The sequence below is a fragment of the Paenibacillus chitinolyticus genome (assembly GCF_045038035.1).
Taxonomy (GTDB): Bacteria; Bacillota; Bacilli; order Paenibacillales; family NBRC-103111; genus Paenibacillus_F; species Paenibacillus_F chitinolyticus_A.
On the sequence record NZ_CP173427.1, the window covers coordinates 589,125 to 614,316 of the forward strand.

The window sequence follows — 25,192 nt, forward strand, 5'->3', positions numbered from 1 at the left end:
CCTTTTTCGGCATAATTGGAAATTGTCTGGCTCGGGTAAAGACTTAAAAAGTTCGGATAACGGACCGAAATGTATGTTAGGATGGTGCTATCTACCTATTTCGACATGATCTGAACAATTATCAAGCGGGGGATAGAAAATGAGGCGCTGGCTGGATCGTTCGCTGAAGCGGAAACTATCATTTCTGATGCTGGTATCCATAGGGATTCCGTTGTTGTCTTTCGGAATATTTTCCTATCAAATCGCTTCGTCGGTTACGGAAGAAAAGGCGAAGCAGTCCGGTTTCGGGCTTCTGACCCAGATGAGAACCAACATGGAGCTTATGGTCCAGGACGTAGAGAATATGTCGATTTTCCTGATCGGGCAGAGGGATGTGCAGCAGTATTTGTCCGATACCCAGTGGGATGCGCTAAAGCCTACTATTATTATAGGGTTTCTGACCAACCTGGCGTTCTCGAAACCTTATATTGCCGAAATCACTATAGATTCGGCGAGAGATCTTCCCTCCTTATCCAATACCAGCATTGTCAGCTCGGGCATGCCCGCCTGGCCGGGTCCCAAAGAGACCGAGCCCGGAAACCGTCCGAAATGGTGGACGCCGCTCTATAAGAATCAGACCACTATAGGCGAGAAAAATGTGATTTCCCTGCTGCGGCCCATCCGCAGCGTGAACACATTCGCCCATCTGGGCAGCTTGACGATCAGTCTGGACCAGAAAGTGATTGCCGATACCTTGCGGAAATCGAATATCAGCGAAGGCGGCAGCGTCCTGCTCGTGAACGAACAGGGCAACATCATCGCCGGTCCCGGAGTGGAATGGCTGAACCGTCCTCTGTCCGAATGGATGCCGGGTATGCCCGGTATAACGGGGACCTCGGGGTCTTTTAACGTAGGGCAGGGCGCCGACAGAAATACGGTTTTGTACGATACGGTGCCCGGCGTGGACTGGAAGCTGGTCGGCATTATGCCGTACAAAAACTTCCGCGAGCAGAACCGTTACGTGCTGCTCTTAACCGCCGCGGCGGTCGCTATTGCGGTGGTTTTGGTCGCCTCGCTCGTGATTTTCTTCGTCCAGCGCGTGACGAAGCCGCTGCTCATGCTGACCCGGTTCCTCAAGGACACCGATCCGGAGGAACCTATGAAAGCCCTTCCGGTCACATCGGCCGACGAGGTCGGGCAGCTAATGCGCAGCTACAACCGGTTAAGCGACCGGATAGAACGGCTGACCGAGCAGGTGAAGCTGAATGAAGCGCGGAAGAAGGAGACCGACATGCTCGCTCTTCAAGCGCAGATTCATCCGCATTTTCTGTACAATACGCTCTCTTCCGTCCACTGGATGGCTCTGATGAGCCAGGATATGAAGATCGCCGAGATGGTCGGCCATCTCAGTGATTTTCTGCGGTTCAGCCTGAACAAGGGGGCGGAGTACTGCGAGGTGCAGCAGGAAGTCGCTCACGCGGAGCACTATGCCGCCATCCAGGCCGTCCGCTATCCCGACAAATTCGATATCGAGTTCGTCGTGGACCCGGATATCCGGCAGAAGCCTGTTTTGAAGCTTCTTCTTCAGCCCCTCATCGAGAATGCGCTCATTCACGGTATCCAGAAGCAGCGCGAAAAAGGCAGCATCCGCGTCTACGCGCAGCGGATGGGTACGGAGCTGACTTTCATGGTGGAAGATACCGGGATAGGAATCGAACCCGATAAATTGAATGAAATCCGGGCGGCCTTGTCGGCGGCGGACGAGCCTGTCGTGCCGGGCAGCTACGGCTTGCGCAACGTCCACCGGAGGCTGCAGCTTCATTACGGCAGCGAGGCGGGGCTGCATATCCGCAGCATCGTCGGAGAAGGCACGGTGGTTACATTTATGATACCGATTGTAGAGGGGGCGGGGACAGCGTGAATATTCTGATTGTCGATGACGAAGTCATTATTCGCACCGGCTTAAGCACGGTTATTCAGTGGGAGGAGCTGGGCTTCCGCCTTCTTCCGGCCGCGGAGTCGGCGGAAGAAGCGCTGGAACGCGCCTCCGCCGAGCATCCCCATATCGTGCTGACGGACATTCGCATGGGCGGAATGGACGGAATCACGATGGCCGAGAAGGTGAAGCAGATGCTTCCGGACAGCGAAATTATCGTGCTGACGGGCTACGATGATTTTGCTTACGTCCAGCAGGCTATCCGCGGCGGCATCGGCGATTATTTGCTGAAATCGAGCCGGCCGGAAGAAATTATCCGGGCCGTGATGAAAGCGAAGCAGCGCATTGTGAGCAAGTGGGATGCCCGCAAAGCGGACAATATGCAACGCCGCGCCTTCCGCAGCGGACTGCTGGAGCGTCTTGTGACCGAAGGCATCGACGACGCCGACTCGCTGGAGCAGGTGCCCCAGGTGCTGACCAAGCTCGGCCTGCCTCACCTACCGGAAGCGGCCGCGGGCGTGTGCCTGCAGGTGCTTCTGATCAGCGTGCAGGGCTGGGGCGACAGTCGCGCCGCGGGAAACCTGCTCCAGTTCGCCGTCGATAACATGCTCGGCGAGCTGCTGCCCTGCGAGACCCTGCGGCGCAGAGACGACATCGTCGTCCTGCTCCGGGTGGAAGGCAGGGACGCGGATGCACTGCGCAGCAGGCTCGGCCGCGTCTCGGACAAGCTTAAGTGCGTACTGTTCACCGCGGCAGGCTCGCGGGTAAGCGGGCTGGGGCAGGTGCCGCGCTCCTACCGGGAGGCGGTCTATGCCGCCTCGTTCCGCGGCTTCGCGGGGGCGCAGACGCTGCTTGTCTACGAAGCGGTGGAGGGCCGCAAGGGCGGGCGCACGGTCTGCTCGAAGGAGGAAGAATCGGAACTGGCGATTCTGCTCAAGAACGGCAACCCGATCGAACTGCGCCACTTCGTGCAGAAGGCGCTGGACGGCGAGATCGCCGATGCCGAAGCGACGCCCGCTTCGCTGAAGGCCTACTCGGATTCGCTCGTCGTTGCGGCCCACCGATGGCTGGAACGGACCGCGGCGGCGCTCGGCATGCCCCAGCTTCCCCGTCTGCCCGAACCGGACCCGGCCAAACTTGCTCAGGGAGACAAGCTTCCGGGAGACGGCAAGGGCGCCGAAGGGCAGGGCGATCTCCAGGAGAACCTGTATCTGCGGCTGCGCGTCATTATGGAAACCTACTATCAATACGTGTCGGAAGACGGCGTTCTCTATATCAAGCGGGCGATAGCCTACATTCAGGATAATCTCGACCGGACCTTGACTCTCCAGCAGGTGGCGGGACACGTGCATGTTCATCCGAATCATTTCAGTGAAGTTTTCAAACGGGAAACGGGCGTAAACTACATTGAATTCGTTATGAGGGAGCGAATCCGCCGGGCCGCCGAAATTTTAAGCGAAACCCCCGTCAAGGTCAGCGAGGTGGCCAAGAAGGTCGGCTACGAGGATATTAAATATTTCAGCCAGCTGTTCAAAAAATACACGGGACAGACGCCGACGGAATTCCGTGCGGGACGTGAGGGCAAGCAGTAAAAGATTGAATCCGGAGCCCGGCCGGTTGGCCGGATACGTGCTTTTGAACGCGGATAGCGTCTTAAAGCCCGAGGATTCCCGTCTCCCTAAATTCAGTAGATTCAGGGCTCACGGAGTCCGGCGGACAGCGGGGGACCCGGATGCAGCGTCCCTATGGGTGTTTAAAATAAAGGCTCCGCGATGCTTGCCGGCATCGCCGGGGCTTTCTTATTTTCCACGTATTGGAGGTGGAGACGTATAAAAGGACTGAATTTACCCCACCCTATCCCCGAAATCACTCCCCTTTTGACAATGGCAGTCCCCTTTTATACTAAAAAAGAATAGAGATAAGGAGGGGTTACACATGATGAAAAAAACGGCAAAAACAGGTATTGCGTTGATTCTGTCACTCTCATTGTTATCCGCATGCAGCAAAGAGCCGGCAACAACGGGCACGGGCGACGCCGGTAAAGGGACCGAGAAAGTCAAGCTTTCCCTGTGGCACAACTTTACGGGTGAAGACGCGCGCGCCAAAACGATGCGGGCTATCATCGAAGAATACAAAAAAGCAAACCCGAATGTAGAGCTAGAAGTACAAGCGATTCCGCCGGACGGTTACAAAACACGTTTGAAAACGGTTGCAGCGGCAAACGAAATGCCGGACCTGTTCCAGATGTGGCCGGGCGCTATGACCAAAGAATTTGTAAGCGGTAACTTGCTTCAGCCTGTGGGCGAACTGCTCGACAAAAATGCGGAGTGGAAGAACGGTTTCCTCCCGAACTCCTTCGACGATTTTACGGTAGACGGCAAAGTGTACAGCATTCCGATGTCGTTGTCCCCGACCTCTATCCTTTACTACAACAAGAAAATTTTTGACGATAACGGCGTAACGGTACCAAAAACTTGGGATGAAATGATGAAAGCGATTGAAACGTTCAAATCCAAGAAAATTACCCCGATCGCCCTCGGCAATAAAGCGGCATGGCTTGCGCAGTCCAGTATCCTCAGCTCTCTGGCCGACCGTTTCACCGGTACGGAATGGTTTATGAAAGCGGCGGCGCAAGACGGCGCGAAGTTCACGGATCCCGAATTCGTATCCGCTCTGAAAGCGCTGCAGGATCTCGGCAAGGCGGGAGCTTTCCAGGAAGGCTTCAACTCCATCGACAACACGCAAATGGAGCAAATGTTTGCACAAGGCAAAGCGGCTATGATGATCGACGGCGGATGGGCGCTGACCAACCTGACCAACGGCGCGCAGCCGGAAGCGTTGAACAACATCGAAGTCACGGTGCTGCCTTCCGTTCCTAACGGCAAAGGCGATCCGAAATCCCTCTCCGGCGTTGTAGGCATAGGCCTGGGCCTCAACAAGAAAGTGGAGGGCGCGAAGAAAGAAGCGGCTCACAAGCTGATTCAGGCGTTGGCCGGACCGGAAGCGCAGAAGCGCACGCTGGAGTCCAACCAGTTGGTCTCCTATAAAGTCGAGCTCGATAAGAGCAAGGTTTCCACTCTGTTCGCGAAAGTGAACGACCTGGTCGGTCAAGTAAAACGTACGCCGGTTTATGATTCCCAGCTTTCCTCGGCGGCTTCCGAAGTGATCAACAACGGCATTCAGGAGCTTCTGATGGGCGGCAAACCGGAAGATGTAGCGAAGAAACTGCAGGACGCACAAGCGAAATCCCTCGGCAAATAACAAGATTCCGATTGTAGAAGAAGCGGGGCGCTGGTCGCCCCGTTTTTAACAAAGACAGACGGAGAGAACCGGAACGGCGGAGAAGACCTGCCGGAACAACGGACGGCCGGACATCGGCGCGGCCGGGAAGCCGGAACATTTTCGCGATTGAACTCATAAAAAGAACGATCCCGGTAAGAAGCCGGGCACAACGGAATTCCCGGTAGGAAAGCACGGCGGAAATACGCCCCGCAGTCTGCTCGCGTTATGCAGTCTGAAGCTGTTTTCGCACGCTGCTTCGCCGGCGAATAACCATGCTTCCTGATAGGTTTAGTAGATATTTTATGAACTGCCTTGAAGGTATACACCAACAGGAGGGGAGAGACGCCATGACTTCCTCGTCAAGAAGGACCAACTTTATCGTGCTTGGTCTCCTGCCTGCGCTGCTTATTTACAGCGTATTTGTCATTATCCCGATTTTCTGGTCGGCGTATTACGGGTTTTTCGACTGGAAAGGGATTGGAGAAGCCAAGTTCAACGGATTTGATAACTATGTCGAAGCCCTGAAGGATCCGATCTTCTGGCTCGCGTTAAAAAATAACCTGATCGTGGTAGCGGCTTCGGTCTTCGGACAGGTGCCGATCGCCCTCGTGCTGGCCCTGGTGCTGCGCAAGAGCAACTTCTTCCAGCGTTTCATCCGTTCGGCGGTATTTATGCCGATGGTGCTTTCGTCGGTCGTCGTCGGGATTATCTGGAGCTACATTTATCACCCGCAAATCGGGATTCTGAACTTCCTGCTGGATGCGGTGGGGCTGGAATCGTGGAAGAAAGCATGGCTTTCCGACAAATCGGTCTCCATGCTCGCGCTGACCGTTCCGATTATCTGGAACTATATCGGGCCTTATCTCATCATGTTTATCGCGGCGCTTCAAAATATACCTTCGGATATTGACGATGCCGCCATGATCGACGGGGCGACGGGAAGCCGCAAGCTGTTCTCCGTTACGCTGCCGATGATCTGGGATACCGTGAAGGTCACGATCGTGCTTTGTATTTCGGGAAGTTTGAAAGCTTTCGACCTGATCTATGTCATGACCGGGGGCGGTCCTGCGCATTCAACGGAACTGCTCGCCTCCTATATGTACAACAACACGTTCTCCGTCTACCGCTTCGGTTACGGCAGCGCCATTTCCACGCTGATCATTATTATCAGCCTGGTGCTGATCGCCGGAAGCCAGCGTCTCATGAGACGGAATCAGGCTGTATGACGAAAGGAGGAGGGCTAGTATGCCACAGATGACCGGAACCGCCGTTCCTCCCGTGAAAGGGACGGAACCCGCCCGCAGAGAGAGCGCTTTTGGCAGGCTCGCCAAAAGCTCGATTTTAAATATTTTGCTCGCCGTGTACGCGCTCGTTACGCTGTACCCGCTGATCTGGCTGTTTATCAGCGCATTCAAGACCAACGACGAATTTTTCGGCAAGCCGTTCGGCCTTCCGGCGGAATGGAAATGGGACAACTTCGTGCAGGCCTGGAAAGTGGCCGACATCGAGACGGCCGTTGTCAACTCGGCGATCGTTACGCTGGTTGCGCTGGTGCTTACTCTGGCCATCGGCGCGCTGACCGCGTTTGTGCTCTCCCGCTTCTCGTTCCGCATGCGCGGACCGCTGATGGGCTACTTCCTGCTCGGCATGCTCATTCCCGTGCACAGTACGCTCGTGCCGCTGTTCATCATGCTGAAAAAAATCGGCATGCTCGACACGTACGGCGCGCTGATTCTGCCGTACGTCGCCTTTGAGCTGCCGGTAGCCATCTTCATCATCGCGGCCTACATGACGTCGGTGCCGAAGGAAATCGAGGAAGCCGCGCTGATCGACGGTACGGGTTACTGGGGCATTTTCACCAAAATGCTGCTGCCCCTGTCCGTTCCCGCGCTGTCTACCGTCGGAATTCTCGCGTTCCTGCGTTACTGGAACGATTTCGCGTTCGCGCTCGTGTTTATCAACAAGCCGTCCCTCAAGACGCTTCCGCTCAGCTTGTCGCAGTTCGCTACCGGCTTCGGCACGGACTACAGGCTGACGATGGCGGCCATGGCCATCTCGGTCATCCCGACCATTCTGATCTACCTGGCGTTCCAGGAGCAGATCATGAAGGGCATGGTTGCCGGCGCGGTTAAAGGGTAAGGAAAGGGCACATTAAAAACAAGGTCAAGAGCTGTACTCCAGCTCTTGACCTTGTTTTTTTCAAATTCTGCTTATTCTAAATCGGAAAACTCACGGGCACTCTTTAGATCCGGCTCATGGATTTTTCCCAGTATGACCTTTCCATCCTTACTGTCTATCCACAAATCGGTGATCGCGCCCTTAGGATCTGAATGATTCCAATATACGATGTGATAAAAATAACGATGGCGTTTATTAACTTTTTCAAAAAAATAAGACTCCCTTTCAGTAGGATCAAATTGAGTTGTTTTTCTGTCAATTAGTGTATTTTCCACAAGCTGTGATTCAGTCCACTGTAGCTTTCCTTTTGCAATAGATACAGCTTCGTCTTTAGTCAGAACAGGTTTTTCAAGAGAATTATTGACGTACCAGGCAACAAATAATCCGACACAAATTAAAATAAGGATTATTATAATTATTCGTCGAAGTTTAACTTTAATCAACTCCTGAAAAAAGAAATGAAATAGAAAGAGCAACTGGTAAGGGCCTCACAGACTCGTCGCTATGTACGCGAAAATCACGATAAAAATCAAGTAGGTTATGCTGACGTTTTTCATGTAAGAGTTAAAGCCTTTGTTTCTTTTGTAATCCAGGTACGCACATACAAAGGCGGCTGCGATAAGTAAGCACGCCGTAGTAAGTGTAATCGCGGGCCTGATGTTCAGGAATTTTACGGCCAATAATGCGGCAATGCTTAAAAAAGAATAGAGAAGAGCAATCAAACCATCGCCTCCGGGTGAAGAAAATACACCAAAATTACGATCATATTTGTATATTTTACCATATTTTTATGCTGGGACAGTACTTCATCCGCACTTGGGAAAACATCGAAAAATCCCTTCCAAGCAAACCATTGTTTACTCGATAAGGGATTTTTCCACTTCATTCTATGAAAACGTTCCGGCCTTGTGCAGCGCGCCTGACAGGCATGAACGGTGTGAGGGAATCAGCTGCCCGGAGGCAGTCGGGGCCGTTGTCCGTTTTACTGGACGCGGCTCTGTTTTTTGCTTCTCATTTTTTCGAAGGCCATGTCAACGAGTTTCGGGAGCACCGCCACTAAAACTCCTGTCGCAACCTTTTGCATCAAGGAAGATTTCATGACTCATTCTCCTCTCTTGTTCTGTTGTATTTCTTCTTAACCGGAGGGGAAAAGGATGAAACGGGAACGGGCCCGGACAGCACGATTTTCCAACCGTGACGATTCCTCTGCTCTTTTAAAAAAGGGTGGGAAAAGCCTGAATAAGCGCCTTATTTTAGATTTTTGTAAACAAAACTTAATATTTATACAGGATTGTAAACATTGACAGCTTTTAACAGCAGGAGGATAATAATTGTAACTTATGGAAAAAGGAGGGGAGACAGCGAGCAGGTTATCGTTTGTACTGGAGTTTGTGAACGCAAGAACTCGGTTGCACCCTCACACATTAACCCTTTAAAGGAGTGTAGTCATGTACGATAAAATCGTAGACATTTTGTGCGCTATCAAAGAAGATCAACCGGAACTCCGGCAATCCCTGTCCCCCGCAACGGACCTTAACAACGATATAGGCCTCGATTCACTGCAAATGATCCAGTTTATGCTGAAAGTCGAGGATCAGTTGAACGTCGCCATCGACTACGACCAGTTCGATTACGAACATCTCGAGTCGATCGAAACGTTTATTTCTTTTTTGAAAAGCTGCCAGTCCCAAGCGCAGCCGCTGTACGAAGATGTCAAACAGTGAAGCCGGCATGATTCCGAAAACCGTTATGGGAACCTTCGATCCCGAAACGCGCTGGAGGGATCCGGATCTGGCCAAGCTGCCGGCTATGCCCGATAAGGACCGAGAGTCAATTGTTCTCTGTATGGACGACCTGTTGTTTCCGTTCTGCGGGCCGGAAGATATCCTTTACAGCCGCTGCAAAATCGATCCGGTGCTGCACGAGTACCTGGAGGGGTTAGGGTTTTCCTTTCGGAACCGTTATCTCTATGATTTGAACGACGAACGGGCCGCCTTGCCCGGACCGGACGATTTCAAGCGGTGTGTGTTCCGGCTTGCGGCCGACAAGGCCAAGCTTGCCGATCCGGAACACAGGGTGCTGCAGGCCGCCGGTTCCGGTTATTCCGCCGGTGCGGGGCGGCCGCAATCCATCGCTCCGGTGAAGGCCGACGGAGCCTTACGGCAGGCGCAATCGGCGGAAGAAGCCGCAATCGCCGGTGCAGCCGGCATTTTGTCTCCGTACGCCATTACGGCGGAGACGGGAGCGTACCTGCAGGCGGCCGGTCCGCTGGAGCCTCTGCCGGACCTGGAGACGGTTGTGCGCGTCAACTCGAAGATGTACTCCAACCGTCTCCTGGCCAGAATCGGCGAGAAGTGCTACGGCACGGAGGCGGGCAGTGCGGCGGAAGTGGAGGCAGCGGGGAATGCGCTTCTGAAGCAGGGGCCTTACCTGCTGAAAGATCCCTTCGGCGTTTCGGGCAAGGGAAATCTGCTCATCGACAGCGAAGCGATGCAGCGGAGGATAGCGGAGCACTTGCATAAGCAGGAGGGAAGCGGACTGCGCTCTCATTTCCTGCTGGAGCCTCTATTGAAGAAAGAAACGGATTTCAGTTCCCACTGGCTTATCCGGGAGAGCGGAGAGACGGAATTCATCTCCGTTCAGCGGATGATCAACCACCAGCAAAATTACGGCGGGTCGATCAAGGCGGATGAGGCTTTTATCCGCCTGCTGGAGAACGCCGGCTATTTCGGTGTGATGGAGAAAGCGCTCCGGCTTCTGGCGGAGGACGGCTACCACGGCTTTGTCTGCTTCGACTCCATGATCCTGGAGGACGGGGAAGTGGTATCCATCGTGGAGATTAACGCCCGCAAGTCCATGGGCCTCATTAACGCTTATCTCGATAAATGCTGGGAGAAGCACGGCCGTACGGGCTGGCTTACGTTCCTCTCCCTCGGGCTTCCGGAAGGCTTCGCCTTCGGCAGACTGCTGCATGCTCTGCGTGAGTCCGGTCTGCTGCTGACGGCCCCCGGCGGGTACGGGATCGTTCCTCTCTCATCCAATACCGTGATGGTCAACGAGATTCTGACCCGCCGACGTATGGCTGAGGGAACACTGAACAAACGCGGTATGCCGAAAGGACGGCTGTATGTATCGGTGGTCGGCCGTGACGACGAACATCGCAGCGAACTGGTCGAAAGTTTGAGGCACGTTCTCGCCGGCTTGTCCGTTAAGGTGTACAACTAAATCTGCAACTCGGGAGCTGCGAATGAATTCATCTTCGGTTACTTTGCTGGCGTCGGGGAATTCGCTCGGCGCATACATTCCGGCTATGCATCTGCACACGTACCTGCAGGGCAGGGGAGTCGGCTCGGACGTTCACGTTCTGGAGAACGTGTATCACGAAGAAGTCCGGCACAAGATCCGGGCCACCAAAAAAGCGTTCCATGCGGACTTCTCCGTTGCCCGTATGGGGCACAAGCTGGCGAAGCCCGTCGACACTTCCCTGAACGAGGAAGCGGTCCTGAGGCTGCTGGAAGACTGGAAGCGGTCCGGCGTCACCCGGTTTGCGGTGTTCACCGGCTTCTGGCTGCCGATCCTGGAACGCTATAAGGCGGCTGCCGGCCGGCCCCTGGATATCCGGTTGATCCGGCTGGACGCGTGGGATACGCCGTCGTTTAAAGTACACAAGCAGCTGTATCCCCGCTACGACAACGTCTGGCTCTACGAGCCATCGGAGCTGTCGCCGGGCGGCTACATCGCTTCGGATGAAGCGGAGCCCCTGCCCTACGGGCAGCGTGCCGGACGGATTCTGATCCACGGCGGCGGCTGGGGGATCGGCACTTACGCCGAGACGATCCGCGAACTCCGCGCGCTCGGCCGCCGGCTCGACGTGATCGTCTACGACCCTTCCGAAGTGGAGGAGGACGACGGGGTTACGCGCTACTTCGGAACGGAGGCCTCCTGGGATCCGTGGAGCCGGGACGCGCAGGGGCGGCATACGTTTCCGCCGATGGTCCGTTATGTCCGTGAGGACGGCGTTCTCCGGGAGTACCCGCTCGGGAATTACTCCATTTACACGGACTTGATGCGCAATTGCGCAGCGATCATCAGCAAGCCGGGGGGAGCTACCCTGAACGACTCGCTGTCGTTCGGAATCCCTTTTGTCATGCTGGAGCCGTTCGGCGACCACGAACTTCATAATTCAACCTACTGGGAAACCTGCGGTTTCGGTATCCGGTTTGCGGAGTGGCAAGCCCGGGATTTTTCCGAACATCTGCTGGAGGGGATTTGCGCACGATTGCTGGAGCAGCGGTCAAAAATCAACCATTTTGGGAGGAATACTTATGCAGCCGAAAACAGCAGTTACGTTTGACCAACTTACGTTCCGTAATATGAAAAGAACCCTGGTTCCGCTGGCGGAAACGGGAAGGAAACGCAGGGAAGATCCGGCTTATGCGGCCCCCGTGCCTTACGAGATCGGAATCAAGCTCAATAACGGCTGTAACCTGCGCTGCAAACACTGCTTTGAATGGAACCCGGACGGCTTCCATCACGGCTTTGCCAAAGAAGTGAAGAACGATGAAATCGAGATTCCCGTCGTGGAGAAGCTTCTGGCCGAAACGAGAGAACGCAAATCGCGCGTGTTCCTGTGGGGCGGGGAGCCTCTGTTCTACTCCAAGTTCGATGAACTGGCGGAACTTCTGGCCAAAGAAGACCGGTACACGACCATTTGCACGAATGCGATTCTCATTGAGCAGAAGCTGGATTCCATTCTGAAAATGTCCGAAAATCTCGTCATGCTGGTCAGCCTGGAAGGCTTCGAGAAGGAGAATGACGCGATCCGGGGAAAAGGCACGTTCAAGAAAGTGATTCACGCCGTCCAGCTCCTTCTGGATCTGCAAAAGCAGGGCATCTACAAAGGCAAGGTGTCCGTAGCCTTAACCGTAAACGACCAGATGGTCAGTCAGCTTTACAGCTTTATGGAATACTTCGAGGAAATGGGCGTCGATTCCGTCTATTTCTGCTTCCCTTGGTACATCCCCACCGATACGGCCGAGAAAATGGACACTTATTTCGATGCCCATTTCCCGCACCTGGCCGCCCGTTTCGAAGAAGGCCACAAGAACAGCTGGCATTCGTTCACGTTCCACATCTCGCCCGACAATTACGATACGCTGATTGATGAACTGAACCGCGTCAATTCCCGGGTATGGAATGTTCGTGTCCGCTACCAGCCCGCTCTGGAGCCCGAGGAAGTGGAAGACTTTATCCGGGGCAGCGAGAAGCCGGCCATGAAACGGACGAAGTGCTTTTCGATCTCCAACCGGATGGACGTTATGCCGGACGGCAAAGTGAATCCGTGCAAATTTTTCCCGGAATTCAGCGTCGGCAACTTGAATGAAGAAAGCGTGGCGGACATTTTCCACGGCGATGATCTCCGCAAGCAGCGCGAAGTTCTGGCCTGCGGCCTGATGCCGATTTGCTCCAAATGCGTGCTGCTTTATAACAACGGGATTTAAGCGTTTAAACTTTATGCCGCCCAATCAGGCAAAACAGGCAATCGTTCAGGAGGGGCAGGGATGGACTTCATCCGTGTGCGGGAGCTGCACAAATCGTTCGTGTATTACCGAAAAGAAGCCGGGCTTAAAAATTCGCTGAAAAATTTATTCGCCCGCAAGTCGCTGGTGAAGGAAGCGGTCAAATCCGTTTCCTTCGACATCGGCCCCGGCGAGTGCGTCGGATTTCTCGGGCCCAACGGGGCGGGTAAAACCACGACGCTCAAAATGCTGTCGGGCATTCTGTATCCTACCGGCGGGGAAGCCGACGTGCTCGGCTATGTGCCGTGGGAGAGGAAAAACGAGTTCAAACGGCTTTTTTCCATAGTGATGGGCCAGAAAAACCAGCTTTGGTGGGACCTTCCCGCAAGCGAGTCGATTTATCTGAACAAATGTATCTATGACGTGGACGACGATCTTTACCGCCGGAGCCTCGCCGAGTTATCGGAAATGTTGGATGTTCAGGAGCTTCTGAACGTACAGGTGCGCCGGCTGTCCCTGGGCGAACGGATGAAAATGGAGCTGATCGCCGCTCTTATCCACCGGCCCCGGCTGCTTTACCTCGACGAGCCGACGATCGGCCTCGATTTTCCTTCCCAGAAGAAGGTCAGGGAGTTTCTGAAATATTACAATGAGCAGTTCGGCGCGACGATTCTGCTGACGAGCCACTACATGAAGGATGTGGAGGATCTGTGCAAGCGGACGATCATCATTAACGAAGGAAGTCTGCTGTATGACGGGGACCTCCATAAGATCAACGATCTGTTCGGCGAGCAGAAAATTATCCGGCTGCAGTTCTCCGAGCCCGTTGCCGAGCATCGGTTGGCCAAGTTCGGCAAAATCGTCAGCGGAGACGGCTACAATGCCGTTCTGGAGTTGCCGAAGCACCGCTTGAAGGAAGTGTCGCGCGCCGTGCTCGATGCGTTTCCGATCGTCGACTGGACAATCGAAGACGTGCCGATCGAGGAAAGCATTTCGATGCTCTACCGCAAGGAATCCGCCGGATGAACAGACGCAAATTGTATATGGCGGTTTTTTCGATGGGCGTCCAGCATTCGATGGAATACCGGTTTCACTTTTTTCTCGGTCTGCTGGGAGCCGCTTTTCCGATCCTTGTCCAGTATTTCATCTGGACGGCGGTGTACCGGCATTCCGGCCAGGCGGCGCTGTTCTCCTACTCGTACGGCCAAATTATTTTGTACACCATTTTGGCGGGACTGGTGTCCAAGCTGATCGCTACCCAGTTCGAGCACCAGATTGCCGACGATATCAAAAACGGCGGCCTGAACAAATATTTGATCAAACCGGTGAGCTACTTCGGTTACCGGCTGGTGTCCTTCTTCGGGCAGAAGGCGATTTACTACGGAATTACGGCGATTCTGCTTATCGGGATTATCTGGATTTCGGCGGCAAGGGAAGTGCTGGATGTGGAGGCCATACGGCTGATCTTGTTTGCCTTCACGCTGTCGGGAGCGCTTCTGCTCAACTTCCTGATCGCTTATTGCATCTGCGCGAGCGCGTTTTACTTGCATGAAATCTCGTATTTTTTCGTCATTACAAGTCTGCTTGTCAATATTTTGAGCGGGGGCATGTTTCCTTTGGAGATTTTCGGGGAAACGGTTGTGAAGGCACTTCAATACACGCCGTTCCCGTATACGATTTATTTTCCGGTCAATGTCCTCAGCGGAAAGACGGAAGCGGCGGCCATGTACCAGGGGCTGCTGATCCAGTGCGGATGGATTCTGCTGTTCTTCTGGCTTTCCCGCCTGACGTGGCGCGTATCCATGAAGAAATATTCGGCGGTTGGGGGGTAGCGGACATTCCATATGTTTAGAATCGCGAGAAAATACGCGCTCCTGTACGGCATGTTCATCAAAAACTGCCTCATCGCCCAGATGGAGTTCCGGGGCAATTTTGTCATGAGCCTGCTGGTCGAATCCGTCTACCTGCTCGCCAAGCTGTTGTATGTGCTCGTCGTGTTCCGCACCGATCTGCACGTGGACGGGATACCGCCCGAAGGGCTGCTGCTATTTATTGGCATGCATACTGTGGCGACCGGAATTTATGTCGGCCTGTTTTTTACAAATTTCACGAAAATCCCCGAGTATATCAAAGACGGCTCGCTCGATCTCATGCTGACGAAGCCGGTTTCCCTCCAGTTCATGGCTTCCCTGCGCTATGTGGATCTGGCGCTTCCGATCCCCGACATTCTGGTCGGGTTCGTCATGGTCGGTATCGGCTGGCATGCCATGGATATTCCGCTGACGTTCGTGCAGCTTGCTGGATTCGCCCTGCTGCTTGTCGTCTCCGTCGTCATCACGTACTGCCTGATGATTATTCCGGCGCTGCTCTCCTTCTGGTTCGTCCAGACGGGCTCCGTATCGGAAATCGCCCATTCCGTCTGGGACGCCAACAATTTTCCGATGGCCATTTACCCGGCCTGGGTCCGCCGGATTGGCACCTTCGTTATTCCTCTGTTCCTTATTACCAATTTCGGCCCGATGTTCCTGCTCGGGCAGCTCAGCTGGCTGTATGCGGGACTGGCGCTGGTTGGATCGCTGCTGCTTTTCGCTGCCGTACGGCTGCTCTGGAAACAGGCCGTAAGGGGGTACAGCAGCGCGAGCAGCTAAGACGGCCTGCGGCCGGTTAACGGCGGGGCGGGCAGTACGCGCAAAAGGATGCTGCTGAAACGGCTGCCCCGGTGCCTGAAGCTTCCGCTATGTACTGGAGCTGGCGTCCGGTGTCCGGTTCCGCTTCGTGTCGGAGCGTCTGCCCTTGCCGTTTTGCGGCTGGTTCGTGCTTGCCGTGATACCCACAAGCATGTCAGTTTGCAGGAAGCTCCCATCGGCGGCGTCTTCATGTTTTTCCCGATTCCCATCCTATACTTTAGAAAAGGAAGTGCCAAAGCATGCCGGATGTTGCGACAAGAGAGGGATACACCTCGTTAAACTGCGTATTTCAGGAGCCGGGCCGGATAGAGCTCGTAGAGGAAAAAGTATCCGAGCCGGGACCGGGACAAATTTTATGTGCGGCCAAAAAGTCGCTGATCAGTACGGGAACGGAACTAGCCTGCCTGAAGGGGCGCTTCGACGAGGGGACGGTCTGGTCATCGTGGGTCCGCTACCCGTTCTATCCGGGATACTCCATGGCGGCGGAAGTGCTGCAGACGGGCAGCGGGGTAGAAGGAATCCGGCCCGGCGACAGGATCATCTGCCCCGCCGGACACCGCCAGTACTTCCTGGCCGATTACCGGGAAGCGGCGCTTATTCCCGATACGGTCCGTGATGAAGAGGCGGTTTTTACGCAGATTGCCAAGGTCGCTCTGCTGGGTATCCTGCGCGCCGAGCCCGCATTCGGCGAAAGAGTGGGCGTCGTCGGGCTCGGTCTTATCGGCCAGCTCGTGGTCCAGTATCTGAATTCGAGCGGTGCGCGCCAAATTATCGCGATTGCGCCGGAGAGCTCACGTCTGGATCAAGCCCGCCGGAACGGGGCGACGGATCTGCTGGACCTTCCGGTGGCTGAAGCGTTCGAGTCCGTGGAAGAGCTCACCGGCGGCAAAATGCTGGACACGGTGTACGACGTCACGGGCTCCTACGCCGTACTGCCGCACTGTACGCAGCTGACCCGGGACCTCGGCAAAGTGATCCTGCTGGGCGATTCGACGGAGCCTTCGAAACAGACCATCGGGCCGAAAGTCGTCTTTAATTCGGTCAGCATACTGGGGATTCACGGGCGGATGATGGAAGGTTTTAAAGGGTGGACGGAAGCGGACATGAACGGATTCATCTTCGAATCCATCCGTCGCGAAAAACTGGACGTCGCAAGTCTCATTAGCGAGAAAGTAAGCCCGCTCGAAGCCGTATCGGTGTATTCCCGGCTCGCCGGGCGGAAGTCCGATTCCATGGGAGTTATATTTGATTGGACGCAAATGTAACGGCAAAGGGGGCAACCGAATGAGAGCGTACAGCGAGCTTACGTTGAAGGAGAAAATAGGCCAACTGATAATGGCCGGCTTCGAGGGCTTTACGCCCGATATGAATATCCGGGACCTTTTGCAGAACCATTTCGTCGGTGGTGTCGTGTTCTTTTCCCGCAACCTGGACAACCCCGGGCAGGCATTCGCTTTAACGGAGGAACTTCAGCGGATGGCTGCGGCTGCGACCGGCATCCCGCTGTGGATCGGGACGGACCAGGAGGGTGGCATGGTGGTCCGGGTAAGGCACGGGATCGCGCAGCTGCCCGCGGCGATGGGGCTTGGAGCGGCGCGCAATCCCGGGCTGCTTTACGAAGCCGCCAAGGGGACGGCGGAAGAGATGAAGGCGCTGGGCATCAATATGAATTTCGCGCCGGTGGTGGACATCAACGTCAATCCGCGGAATCCGATCATTGACGTCCGCTCGTTCGGAGACGACGCCGAACTGGTCTCCGAGCTGGGGATCGCCGCCATGCTCGGCTTTCAGGACGGAGGGATCGCCTCCGTCATCAAGCATTTTCCCGGGCACGGCGATACGGAGACGGATTCCCATGCGGAGCTGCCGGTCGTGAGGCATTCCCTCGAACGGCTTCGGTCGGTGGAGCTTGTGCCGTTCCGGCGGGCAGCCCTGACCGGAGCCGAAGCCGTTATGACGGCCCACGTCGGAATTCCGCTGCTCAGCGGCGGGGAGCCTGTTCCTGCCACTCTCTCCCGGGAAGTCCTGACGGGGCTGCTGCGGGAGGAGCTGGGCTTCGACGGGCTCATCGTGACCGACTGCATGGAGATGGACGCGGTGACGCAGGGAATCGGCGTAGGCGAGGCCGTCGTCCGGGCCATGCTGGCCGGAGCGGATCTGCTGCTCGTCAGCCACACGTACGCAAGCCAGCTGGAGGCGGTGGCGGCTCTTGAGCGCGCCGTGGCGGACGGGCGGCTGCCGGAAGAGCGGATCGACGCTTCCGTGGAGCGTATTCTTCGCCTGAAGGAGCGCCGCATCGGAGAGTGGCGAGAGCGCAGTTGGGAAGAAGCGCGGCTGCTGCTGGAGAATCCGCAGACGCTGCGGACGATAGAGCGGCTCCGTGAGGAAAGCATCACGGCCGTCAACCGTGAACCGGATTTCTGCAGGCTGTCCCCGGGCGTCGACACGCTGGTGCTCTGGCCGCAAATCTCGGCCGCCTGCAAATCCGAAGACGAGCCGGTACACGATGCTACCCTGGCGGGCTTCCTGCGCCCTTTTATCGGGGCGAAGCTCACGGAGCGCGTGTACGGGACCAGCCCGGGTCCGGATGAGATTGAGGCCTTGGCTGCCGAAGCGCAGCGATACGGGCAGATCGTCGCCGGTATTTTCCATACGGCTTCTAATCCGGGACAGCCCGCATTGGTCCGCAAACTGCTGGAGGGAGGTGCCAAAGTCATCCCGGTCTCCCTGCGCAATCCCGTCGATCTTGCGGCATTCCCGGAGGCCAAAGGCTTCCTGGCCTGCTACGAGCACCATCCGCACACCCTGCAGGCCCTGGCCCGTGTTCTGACGGGCATGGCGGCGCCTGCCGGAACTCTGCCGGTCGCCATTCCGGTTTACATCTCAGAAAGGGGAGAATCAGATGAACGCCGTTCAGCTTCCGTTATCGAATCCGCCACTTAAAGGTTTTTTGCGGTGGGGCTACACACTTTCCATTACCAGCGGACACGAAGAAACGACTCCCTGGTTCTACAGCAATTTTGTCCAGTTATCCTGCACAAAGAAATTTTTGGAGGACGGCAGGCAGTGCTATGTCGACTTTTTCCGGGGAGAGCCCAATGAGCTGAATTTCAACAACCCGTTTCTGCTCACATGCGTTGTCAATTATATGATTCTGGAAAATCTGGCGCTGGATGACTGGCCGAAATTTTTTGCGGATCAGATCCGTAACGGGTATTACTGTATCGTTTTTTTGGACGAGTCCAGGCTGTCGCCTGCGGCCTGCTATCAGCAGGAGTCGTTTCCCCATCACCTTTTTCTGTACGGCTTTAATTGGGAAGAACGTGTCTTTTATGCCTCTATGTTCGACCATACGGGGGTATACCGCAATCTGGAGATCTCTTTCGAAGAGTTTCTCAATGCCGTAAACTCCATGAAAAAGCTGCTGAAGGAGGAGCAAACAGCCGATCACCACACGTATTTTTACAAATACGAGCCGGAATTCCACTATCCTTTCGACAAAACGGCCGTGATCGACCAATTGCGCGATTATATTAACGGGGAGACCCGTTTAAACCGGATCAATTACAATCCGGACGAGGATGAAGCTTTCGGAATCAGGGTATACGATTATTTGCAGATGTATTATGACGCCGTAGAGCAAAACGATCCCCGACTGGGAATGCGCAACGATGTAAGGCACCTTCATCTCCTGTGGGAACATAAAAAAATGATGAGCGACCGGATCGAATATCTGGTGAATGAGGGGATCATTCCGTATGACGAGGAACTTGCGGAAGGTTATAAAGATTTGGCTAAGAGAGCGATGAAGCTGAGGGACCAGTACATTCGACATGAAATCCGCGAAGATAAGGGAATGTTTGAACGGTTAAGACTCCGATTCAATCAATTCCGGGACGAAGAGCCTGCACTTCTGCAAAAGCTGATTACACTGCTCGAAGGTTGAAAAAAGCCCCGGGGAGAAAACCATCGGAACCGGATGCGGCGCATACCGGAAAGCCGGGTTTCTTCAAGGGGCCGGGATAGTTGCGCGCTGGGAAAAAAGCAGCGGCAAAGAAGGGCTTGGGCGAGGAGCGAAGGACAACGTTCTTCGGCAGGGCATGATGCTGACGGCTCAGCCCGCCGCTTCTAATGCCGGAGCCGAACTTTTGATCTGCTCGGCCAGCCGGGCGATAGCCGCGTCAGGCTCGGTTACGTAATACAGGTACGACGAGCGGCCCGTATCCAGCTTCCACCAGAGCCAGTGCAGCCTGGACTCATTGCGGAGCTCCGCTTTGGATACCGGCGTATAAATCCGGCCGTCCGCGTCGACGAGAATAACCCGGCCTTTGGAATTATCATAAGAAAGCCGGAGAGGTTCCTTGCCGGGAATAAAGGCGGAGGCGGCTTCTTCTTTCCGCAAAGCTTGTTTGGTAAGGGCCAGGCGGGTAAACGATTCAATGACACCCTGGTCACGGTAAGTAAAATTTTCATCAGGCAGATAAAAAGAGGCGGGCTGCGAGCGGGTCATCAGGTCGCCGTAAGTCATGGAACCCGGCACGAGCCTGTTTAGCAGCGCGCTTAACACGAGGGAGACAAGAACGGCCGTGATGATCAGGCCTGCCGTTAATCTACGTCCGAAACCTTCCGGAAAACTCCATTTACCGAACCATTGAAAAAAACGCAGTGTCATTATACCGCCTCCCGGATTATAATTGTAAGCGATTTCAATAAAGGTTGGAATTAAACCGTGAACGATCAATTGCCCGAGCAAGCGCGATTGATGAGAATGTGACTGCGATCCGTTCGTGCATAAATTGCGCTTATAATTTTTGGGCAGCCGCCACGCACTTACTGCTTGCCATTTACTTCTTAAGACTTGCCGGTAAGTTTATTTAAACGGATTTAGCTGGTTAGACGCCGATTTTCGAAAAAAGTTTCTTCCGGTATTGGATTTAAAGAATCGGTGTGTAAAAGGAGCCGCAGGCTGCACATACCGTGCGGTTCGGTAAAAGGCAAGCCGCATTTTATGCAGCTTGCCCGGTTTTGCGTAGAGCAGGAAAGAAGTTCAATATTCGGTTGTAATGACCGGCGTGCCGATTGTGATACGCTGCCGTCCGCTTTCGGTTACCGTGTGAACCGCGGCCTGCAGGTTGACGCGTTTGCCGCCGCTGATTACCGAAGCGTGAAGCTTGGGCGCGCTCATCGTTATGCTGACGGTCTCTCCGTCGGCATAACGCTCCAGCGGAGCGGCGCCGAGCCGCTTCGCGAGCAGCGCCTGAAGCCCGTCGGCCTGAGCCGCGGCCCCTGCCGAAGACCCGGCTGCGGCTCCCTGCAGGACGACGTTGCCGTCCGCCTGCACGCCCGCCGATAGCAGAGCGGCTTCCAGGCTTTCACGGCGCGCTTCCAGCGCCGGGAGGCCGTCGGCTGTGCGCGCTTCCAGCCGGGCGATGACGAACGCGCTGCCGTCGTCAAGGCGGGCGAGCCGCAGCGACAGCCCGCCGCCCGCCGCAGAGCCGCCGCCCGCCGTGTAGACGGCGTGGCCGGAAGCGCGGCTGACGGCGCCTGCCGGCAGCGACAGCCGCGCCGCCAGCGCATCGCCCGCTGCGGCGAGCGCGTCGTCGCCTGCCGCGGCAGGCAGCGGAGCCGCGTAGCGCAGCGTGACGGCGGCGTCCGGCGCGAGCAAGCCGTCCGCGGCGGCCAGCAGCGCGGCGAGGTCGGAGCGGCCCGCATCCGCGGCCGTCGGCTTCGCGGCGGCGGACCAGCCGGCCAGCAGCAGCGCGGCCAGCAGCGCGATGCCCCAGAGCAGCCCGCGAGCCGGGGCGCCGCGCCGCGGCTCCGCTTCAGCGGCCTGTCCCGCTGCGGCGCTGTCTGGCGTCCGGCCACTACGTACCTGCGTCAGCGGGCTCTTCTGCCGGGAGCTCTTCATCATCGCGTTTCTCATCATCTTTATCGCTCCGTTCCCGTTCGAATCTAGCAATCTAGTAACAGCCTTGCCGGAGCGGATCGCTTTTATACGTCCTCCTAAGTAAATGCTATAAATCCTTATTTCCTCGGTCAGCTCTTCTTCATACGCAAAAAAGCAGGGCAGGCCCCCAAGCGGCAAAACACGCTTGAGAACCAGCCCTGCTCGCCCGCGGAATTAACGCCGCAGGCTGCCGGTGTATATCCGGTGAAGACTCGCGGGTCCTCTTCTACCGGCGGAAATTCACATCTTCTCGGTTGCTCAGAAGATCGGGGTTGTCGTGGACGGCATGAGGAGTGGCCTCATACACGCCGCTCTTCGATCGTTCATCGGCGGTGACGTTGTCGTCCCGGTTTTCCCGGAGAATCTCGTTGACAAGCTCCCACTTGTCTTCCGGCGTATCGACGACGATGAGAATATCCCCGCGGTCTACACGGCTGTGGTAATTCTCGATTTCTTCCTCCGGTATGCCCGCACCGACAAGCGCGCCCGTTACACCGCCCGCTCCGGCTCCGATCGCCGCACCGGATAAAGCGGCGGCCAGCGGTCCTGCGGCCAGAATAGGGCCTATGCCGGGTACGGCCATCAGGCCGATTCCCGCGATCAGTCCAGCGGCGCTGCCGATGGCGGCTCCGCCGATGGCGCCTTTTTCCGCCTTCGTGTCTTCTTTACCCGCAATTTCCTGTCTTTCCGTGTAAGGTCCGAATTCTTCTCTATGTTTGGCGAGAACGGAGATATCTTCGTCTCTGTAGCCATGTTCTTTTAACGCCTCGATAGCGCGAAGGGCATCCCCGCTCGATTGAAAAACACCTCTTGCTTTTCGTGTCATTACAGGCAGCCTCCCTTAAAAGTGGATTACTCATCGTTACCCGGCAGAGCCCCGAGTGAATCGGAATATCGGACCGGAGGAGGATTATTGATCCCGATTTTCCCGGTCGTTTTTACGGCCCCAACGGCTGAATACCCGTTTCACTTCATCGAAAAGAATCGGCTTGGAGATAAAATCCTGCATGCCGCTCTCCAGGCATTTTTCTTTATCGGCCGGACGCACGGAAGCGGTGACGGCGATAATGACGGGATACTGGCTCGAGGGCAGCAGCCGGCGGATCAGCCGGGTGGCCTGCAGCCCGTCCATGACCGGCATCTGCATGTCCATAAAAACAAGGTCGTACTCCGTCCTCGTGACGGCTTCGACGGCTTCCATCCCGTTCTCCGCGATATCCGCCCCGTACCCGAGCTTTTCAAGGAACTTGATGAACAGCTGACGGTTTACGGGGTGATCCTCCACCACGAGAATTTTGAGCGGAGCGGGACGGGAATTCAGCCTGGAGATCATCCAATCCTGCTGTTCTACCCCAAGTGCCTGTTCTTCTCCGCTTTCTTCCTTTTTGATCTGTGCGTTCGGAAGGGTGAAGCGGAAAACGGAACCCGCGCCTTCCGTGCTTTCCACGGAAATCGTGCCGCCCATGAGTTCGACAAGCCGTTTGCAGATCGACAGGCCGAGTCCCGTGCCGCCGTATTTTCGGTTCAGTACCGGGTGCAGCTGGGAGAAAGACTGGAACAAGTGGTCCAGCTTACCGGCGGGGATGCCAACGCCCGTATCGGCAACGGAAAACCCGAGCAGAACGGGGTTGAAGTTCACGGCGGCCAGACTTTCCACGGAGACAACGACCGATCCGGTTTCCGTAAATTTCAGCGCGTTCCCGACGAGATTAACGAGCACCTGCCGTACCCTGGAGGCATCTCCCATGTACAGATGCGGAACATCGGGCTCGATCCTGGAGATAAGCTCCAGCTTTTTCTCGGCGGCCTTCGGAGCGAAGAGCTCCAGCGTACTCTCCACGACAGCGTGAAGATCGAACGGCTCCGTAATGAGCGTCATTTTGCCGGCGTCGATTTTGCTGAAATCCAGAATGTCATTCAAAATCTGCAGCAGGGCCTCGCTGCTTTCGCGGATGATGTCGGCATAATCCCGCTGCTCTTCGTCTAACCTCGTATCCAGAAGGAGATCGGTCATTCCCATGATGCCGTTCATCGGCGTACGGATCTCATGACTCATCATCGCGAGAAATTCGGATTTCGCCCGGGCGGCCTGCTCGGCGATTTCTTTGGCGCGGATAATTTCTCTTTCATCGGTGATATCCGTAAAAACGACGACCGCTCCCATAATCACCCCTTTGTCGTAGAGGGGATTGACCCGGTATTCGACCAGGAAGCTCGATCCGTCCTTCCTCCAGAAAATCTCTTCTTGAACAAGCCGGGAAAGACCGTCCAGCATCGTGGCGTGAATCGGGCAATCCTCGTGGGGATAATCGCTTCCGTCCGCTTTCGTATGATGGATGCTGTCGTGGATATTGACCCCGATCAGCTCTTCCTGCGAGTAAGCGAGCATGGACGCTCCCGCCGGATTGACGAACATGACGCTGCCGTCCCGGTCCAGGCCGTAAATGCCTTCCGACACCGAACTGAGAATCAGGGAGTGCTGATAACTCAGATGCTCGATTTCTTTGACATACTTTTTGCTGTCCGTAATATCGCTGGCAATTCCGTGTACGCCTACGATTTCATCGTCGACGACGATGGGAACGTTCGTGACGCTGATATCAATGAGCGATCCGTCCTTGCGGATCAGCGTCGTTTCGTAGTTTTGGGGGATGCCCCGTTTCGCATTATGGAAATGGGTTAAGGTTTTCTCGAGCAGAGACGGCTCGATCAAGGAAGTAAACGAGTGATGAAGCAGCTCTTGGCGGCTGAATCCGGTCATCTTCTCCAAATTGGCGTTTAAAGAAACGTAGTTGCCTTCGAGGTCGAACGAGTAGACGCTGGACGGATTGTAATCGAAGAGAGATTTGTATCTCTGTTCGCTTACTTTCAGCTTATTTTCCGCCATTTTGCGTTCGGTAACATCGCGCCCGATGCCGAGAATTTTCTCCACTTGTCCTTCGGCGTTGCGGACGGCTTTCACGGTCGTTTCAAACCAGAGGTAATGCCCCTCTTTATGCCGGAAGCGCCCTGTGAGCAGGTCGGCGTCCTCGCTCGGATTTTCGGAGCAGCCGGGTTTGATTTCTTCGGGAATGTAATAATCTCCGATAGAGGTGTTTACGATTTCCTCGGGTTCGTACCCCAGCAGTTTATAAATAGAGGGGGACACATATTCGCAAATCCCCTGAGGATTCGTGAACGTAATAATGTCGCCCGCGTTTTCGGAGATCAGGTTGTACAGGGTTTCGCATTCCTCCAGCTGGCTGCGGACGGCCTTCTGCTCCGTGATATCCCGGCCCATTCCGTACACGCCCACTATTTCCCCGTCTACGACGATCGGAATATAGGTCGTTTCCACATGGAAAACGGCACCGTCTTCCCGGCAAAATTCCACCTCGAAATGTGGCGTTTCGCCCCGCAGCGCCCGCTCGAAATGGACTCTGCCTTGTTCGGCATGCGCGCTAAAAAGAGTTTCCCGGCCGAGCTGTATGAATTCTTCTTTGGAATAACCGCTGATCCGCTCCGCGGCAGGGTTGGCGTCCAAATAGCGCCCGTGTGTATCCATGACATAGATAGCATCGGGATGATGCTGAAATAACGATTTATAAATGCCGCCTTCCGAGATCGCCTTTTTAAGTTTAGCGGTTTTGGTTATTTCCACGGTGACAGCTTCCTTTCTTACCTT

The 25,192-nt window shown here is 55.5% G+C and carries 20 protein-coding genes; 15 read left to right on the plus strand and 5 right to left on the minus strand.

Going from position 1 to position 25,192, the window contains the following annotated elements; genetic code table 11:
* The first annotated feature begins 139 nt into the window (after positions 1-139).
* The 5 genes from ACI48J_RS02745 (at position 140) to ACI48J_RS02765 (ending at position 7,336) form a co-directional block, all read left to right on the plus strand.
* On the plus strand, positions 140-1,900 hold the full coding sequence (locus tag ACI48J_RS02745) for a sensor histidine kinase (protein ID WP_405081550.1): 1,761 nt from the start codon (positions 140-142) through the stop codon (positions 1,898-1,900).
* Positions 1,897-3,507: a response regulator gene (locus tag ACI48J_RS02750; RefSeq protein WP_405081551.1), complete on the plus strand. Its 1,611-nt coding sequence runs from the start codon at positions 1,897-1,899 to the stop codon at positions 3,505-3,507. Before ACI48J_RS02745 ends, ACI48J_RS02750 begins: the two co-directional genes overlap by 4 nt.
* Before the next feature lie 346 nt (positions 3,508-3,853).
* Positions 3,854-5,176, plus strand: a complete 1,323-nt coding sequence (locus tag ACI48J_RS02755; RefSeq protein ID WP_405083170.1) for an extracellular solute-binding protein — start codon at positions 3,854-3,856, stop codon at positions 5,174-5,176.
* A 368-nt stretch (positions 5,177-5,544) separates the two neighbouring features.
* Positions 5,545-6,423, plus strand: coding sequence for a carbohydrate ABC transporter permease (locus ACI48J_RS02760; RefSeq protein ID WP_217561232.1), 879 nt, complete (start codon positions 5,545-5,547; stop codon positions 6,421-6,423).
* Between the two features lie 19 nt (positions 6,424-6,442).
* Complete coding sequence (locus ACI48J_RS02765) at positions 6,443-7,336, plus strand: carbohydrate ABC transporter permease (RefSeq protein ID WP_405081552.1); 894 nt, start codon at positions 6,443-6,445, stop codon at positions 7,334-7,336.
* A gap of 71 nt (positions 7,337-7,407) precedes the next feature.
* Here the strand turns inward: ACI48J_RS02765 and ACI48J_RS02770 are convergent, their stop codons facing one another.
* A complete protein-coding gene (locus tag ACI48J_RS02770; RefSeq protein ID WP_405081553.1) occupies positions 7,408-7,851 on the minus strand; it encodes a hypothetical protein in 444 nt (147 codons plus the stop codon).
* A 972-nt stretch (positions 7,852-8,823) separates the two neighbouring features.
* On the opposite strand from ACI48J_RS02770, the gene ACI48J_RS02775 reads away from it, so the two are divergent.
* The 10 genes from ACI48J_RS02775 to ACI48J_RS02820 all read left to right on the plus strand — a co-directional run bounded on the left by ACI48J_RS02775 (position 8,824) and on the right by ACI48J_RS02820 (position 19,527).
* Entirely contained in the window at positions 8,824-9,099 is a 276-nt protein-coding gene (locus ACI48J_RS02775) for an acyl carrier protein (RefSeq protein ID WP_009671724.1), read from the plus strand.
* Complete coding sequence (locus ACI48J_RS02780; RefSeq protein ID WP_405081554.1) at positions 9,086-10,600, plus strand: hypothetical protein; 1,515 nt, start codon at positions 9,086-9,088, stop codon at positions 10,598-10,600. Before ACI48J_RS02775 ends, ACI48J_RS02780 begins: the two co-directional genes overlap by 14 nt.
* Before the next feature lie 22 nt (positions 10,601-10,622).
* Positions 10,623-11,729, plus strand: a complete 1,107-nt coding sequence (locus tag ACI48J_RS02785; protein ID WP_405081555.1) for a hypothetical protein — start codon at positions 10,623-10,625, stop codon at positions 11,727-11,729.
* Positions 11,701-12,876 (plus strand): radical SAM protein, encoded by a 1,176-nt coding sequence (locus tag ACI48J_RS02790; RefSeq protein ID WP_326053109.1) that lies wholly within the window; start codon positions 11,701-11,703, stop codon positions 12,874-12,876. The genes ACI48J_RS02785 and ACI48J_RS02790 overlap by 29 nt, the downstream gene beginning before the upstream one ends.
* 60 nt (positions 12,877-12,936) lie before the next feature.
* Positions 12,937-13,920 carry an ATP-binding cassette domain-containing protein gene (locus ACI48J_RS02795; protein WP_009671675.1) on the plus strand — a complete coding sequence of 328 codons (984 nt, stop codon included), beginning with the start codon at positions 12,937-12,939 and terminating at the stop codon, positions 13,918-13,920.
* On the plus strand, positions 13,917-14,726 hold the full coding sequence (locus ACI48J_RS02800) for an ABC transporter permease (RefSeq protein ID WP_405081557.1): 810 nt from the start codon (positions 13,917-13,919) through the stop codon (positions 14,724-14,726). Before ACI48J_RS02795 ends, ACI48J_RS02800 begins: the two co-directional genes overlap by 4 nt.
* Positions 14,727-14,738: 12 nt before the next feature.
* The gene (locus ACI48J_RS02805; RefSeq protein WP_326053106.1) at positions 14,739-15,542 is read left to right on the plus strand and encodes an ABC-2 family transporter protein; all 804 of its coding nucleotides are present in this window, start codon (positions 14,739-14,741) and stop codon (positions 15,540-15,542) included.
* 278 nt (positions 15,543-15,820) lie between these two features.
* On the plus strand, positions 15,821-16,846 hold the full coding sequence (locus tag ACI48J_RS02810) for a zinc-binding alcohol dehydrogenase (protein WP_405081559.1): 1,026 nt from the start codon (positions 15,821-15,823) through the stop codon (positions 16,844-16,846).
* Positions 16,847-16,865: 19 nt separating this feature from the next.
* Positions 16,866-18,524 carry a glycoside hydrolase family 3 N-terminal domain-containing protein gene (locus ACI48J_RS02815; protein WP_405081561.1) on the plus strand — a complete coding sequence of 553 codons (1,659 nt, stop codon included), beginning with the start codon at positions 16,866-16,868 and terminating at the stop codon, positions 18,522-18,524.
* Positions 18,484-19,527: a hypothetical protein gene (locus ACI48J_RS02820; protein WP_405081562.1), complete on the plus strand. Its 1,044-nt coding sequence runs from the start codon at positions 18,484-18,486 to the stop codon at positions 19,525-19,527. Before ACI48J_RS02815 ends, ACI48J_RS02820 begins: the two co-directional genes overlap by 41 nt.
* A 168-nt stretch (positions 19,528-19,695) precedes the next feature.
* Here the strand turns inward: ACI48J_RS02820 and ACI48J_RS02825 are convergent, their stop codons facing one another.
* The 4 genes from ACI48J_RS02825 to ACI48J_RS02840 all read right to left on the minus strand — a co-directional run bounded on the left by ACI48J_RS02825 (position 19,696) and on the right by ACI48J_RS02840 (position 25,168).
* Positions 19,696-20,253: a hypothetical protein gene (locus ACI48J_RS02825; protein ID WP_405081564.1), complete on the minus strand. Its 558-nt coding sequence runs from the start codon at positions 20,251-20,253 to the stop codon at positions 19,696-19,698.
* 375 nt (positions 20,254-20,628) lie between these two features.
* The gene (locus ACI48J_RS02830; protein ID WP_405081565.1) at positions 20,629-21,666 is read right to left on the minus strand and encodes a YwmB family TATA-box binding protein; all 1,038 of its coding nucleotides are present in this window, start codon (positions 21,664-21,666) and stop codon (positions 20,629-20,631) included.
* Between the two features lie 88 nt (positions 21,667-21,754).
* Positions 21,755-22,354: a general stress protein gene (locus tag ACI48J_RS02835; protein WP_326056879.1), complete on the minus strand. Its 600-nt coding sequence runs from the start codon at positions 22,352-22,354 to the stop codon at positions 21,755-21,757.
* An 84-nt stretch (positions 22,355-22,438) separates the two neighbouring features.
* Positions 22,439-25,168: a PAS domain S-box protein gene (locus tag ACI48J_RS02840; RefSeq protein ID WP_405081566.1), complete on the minus strand. Its 2,730-nt coding sequence runs from the start codon at positions 25,166-25,168 to the stop codon at positions 22,439-22,441.
* Positions 25,169-25,192 lie beyond the last annotated feature (24 nt).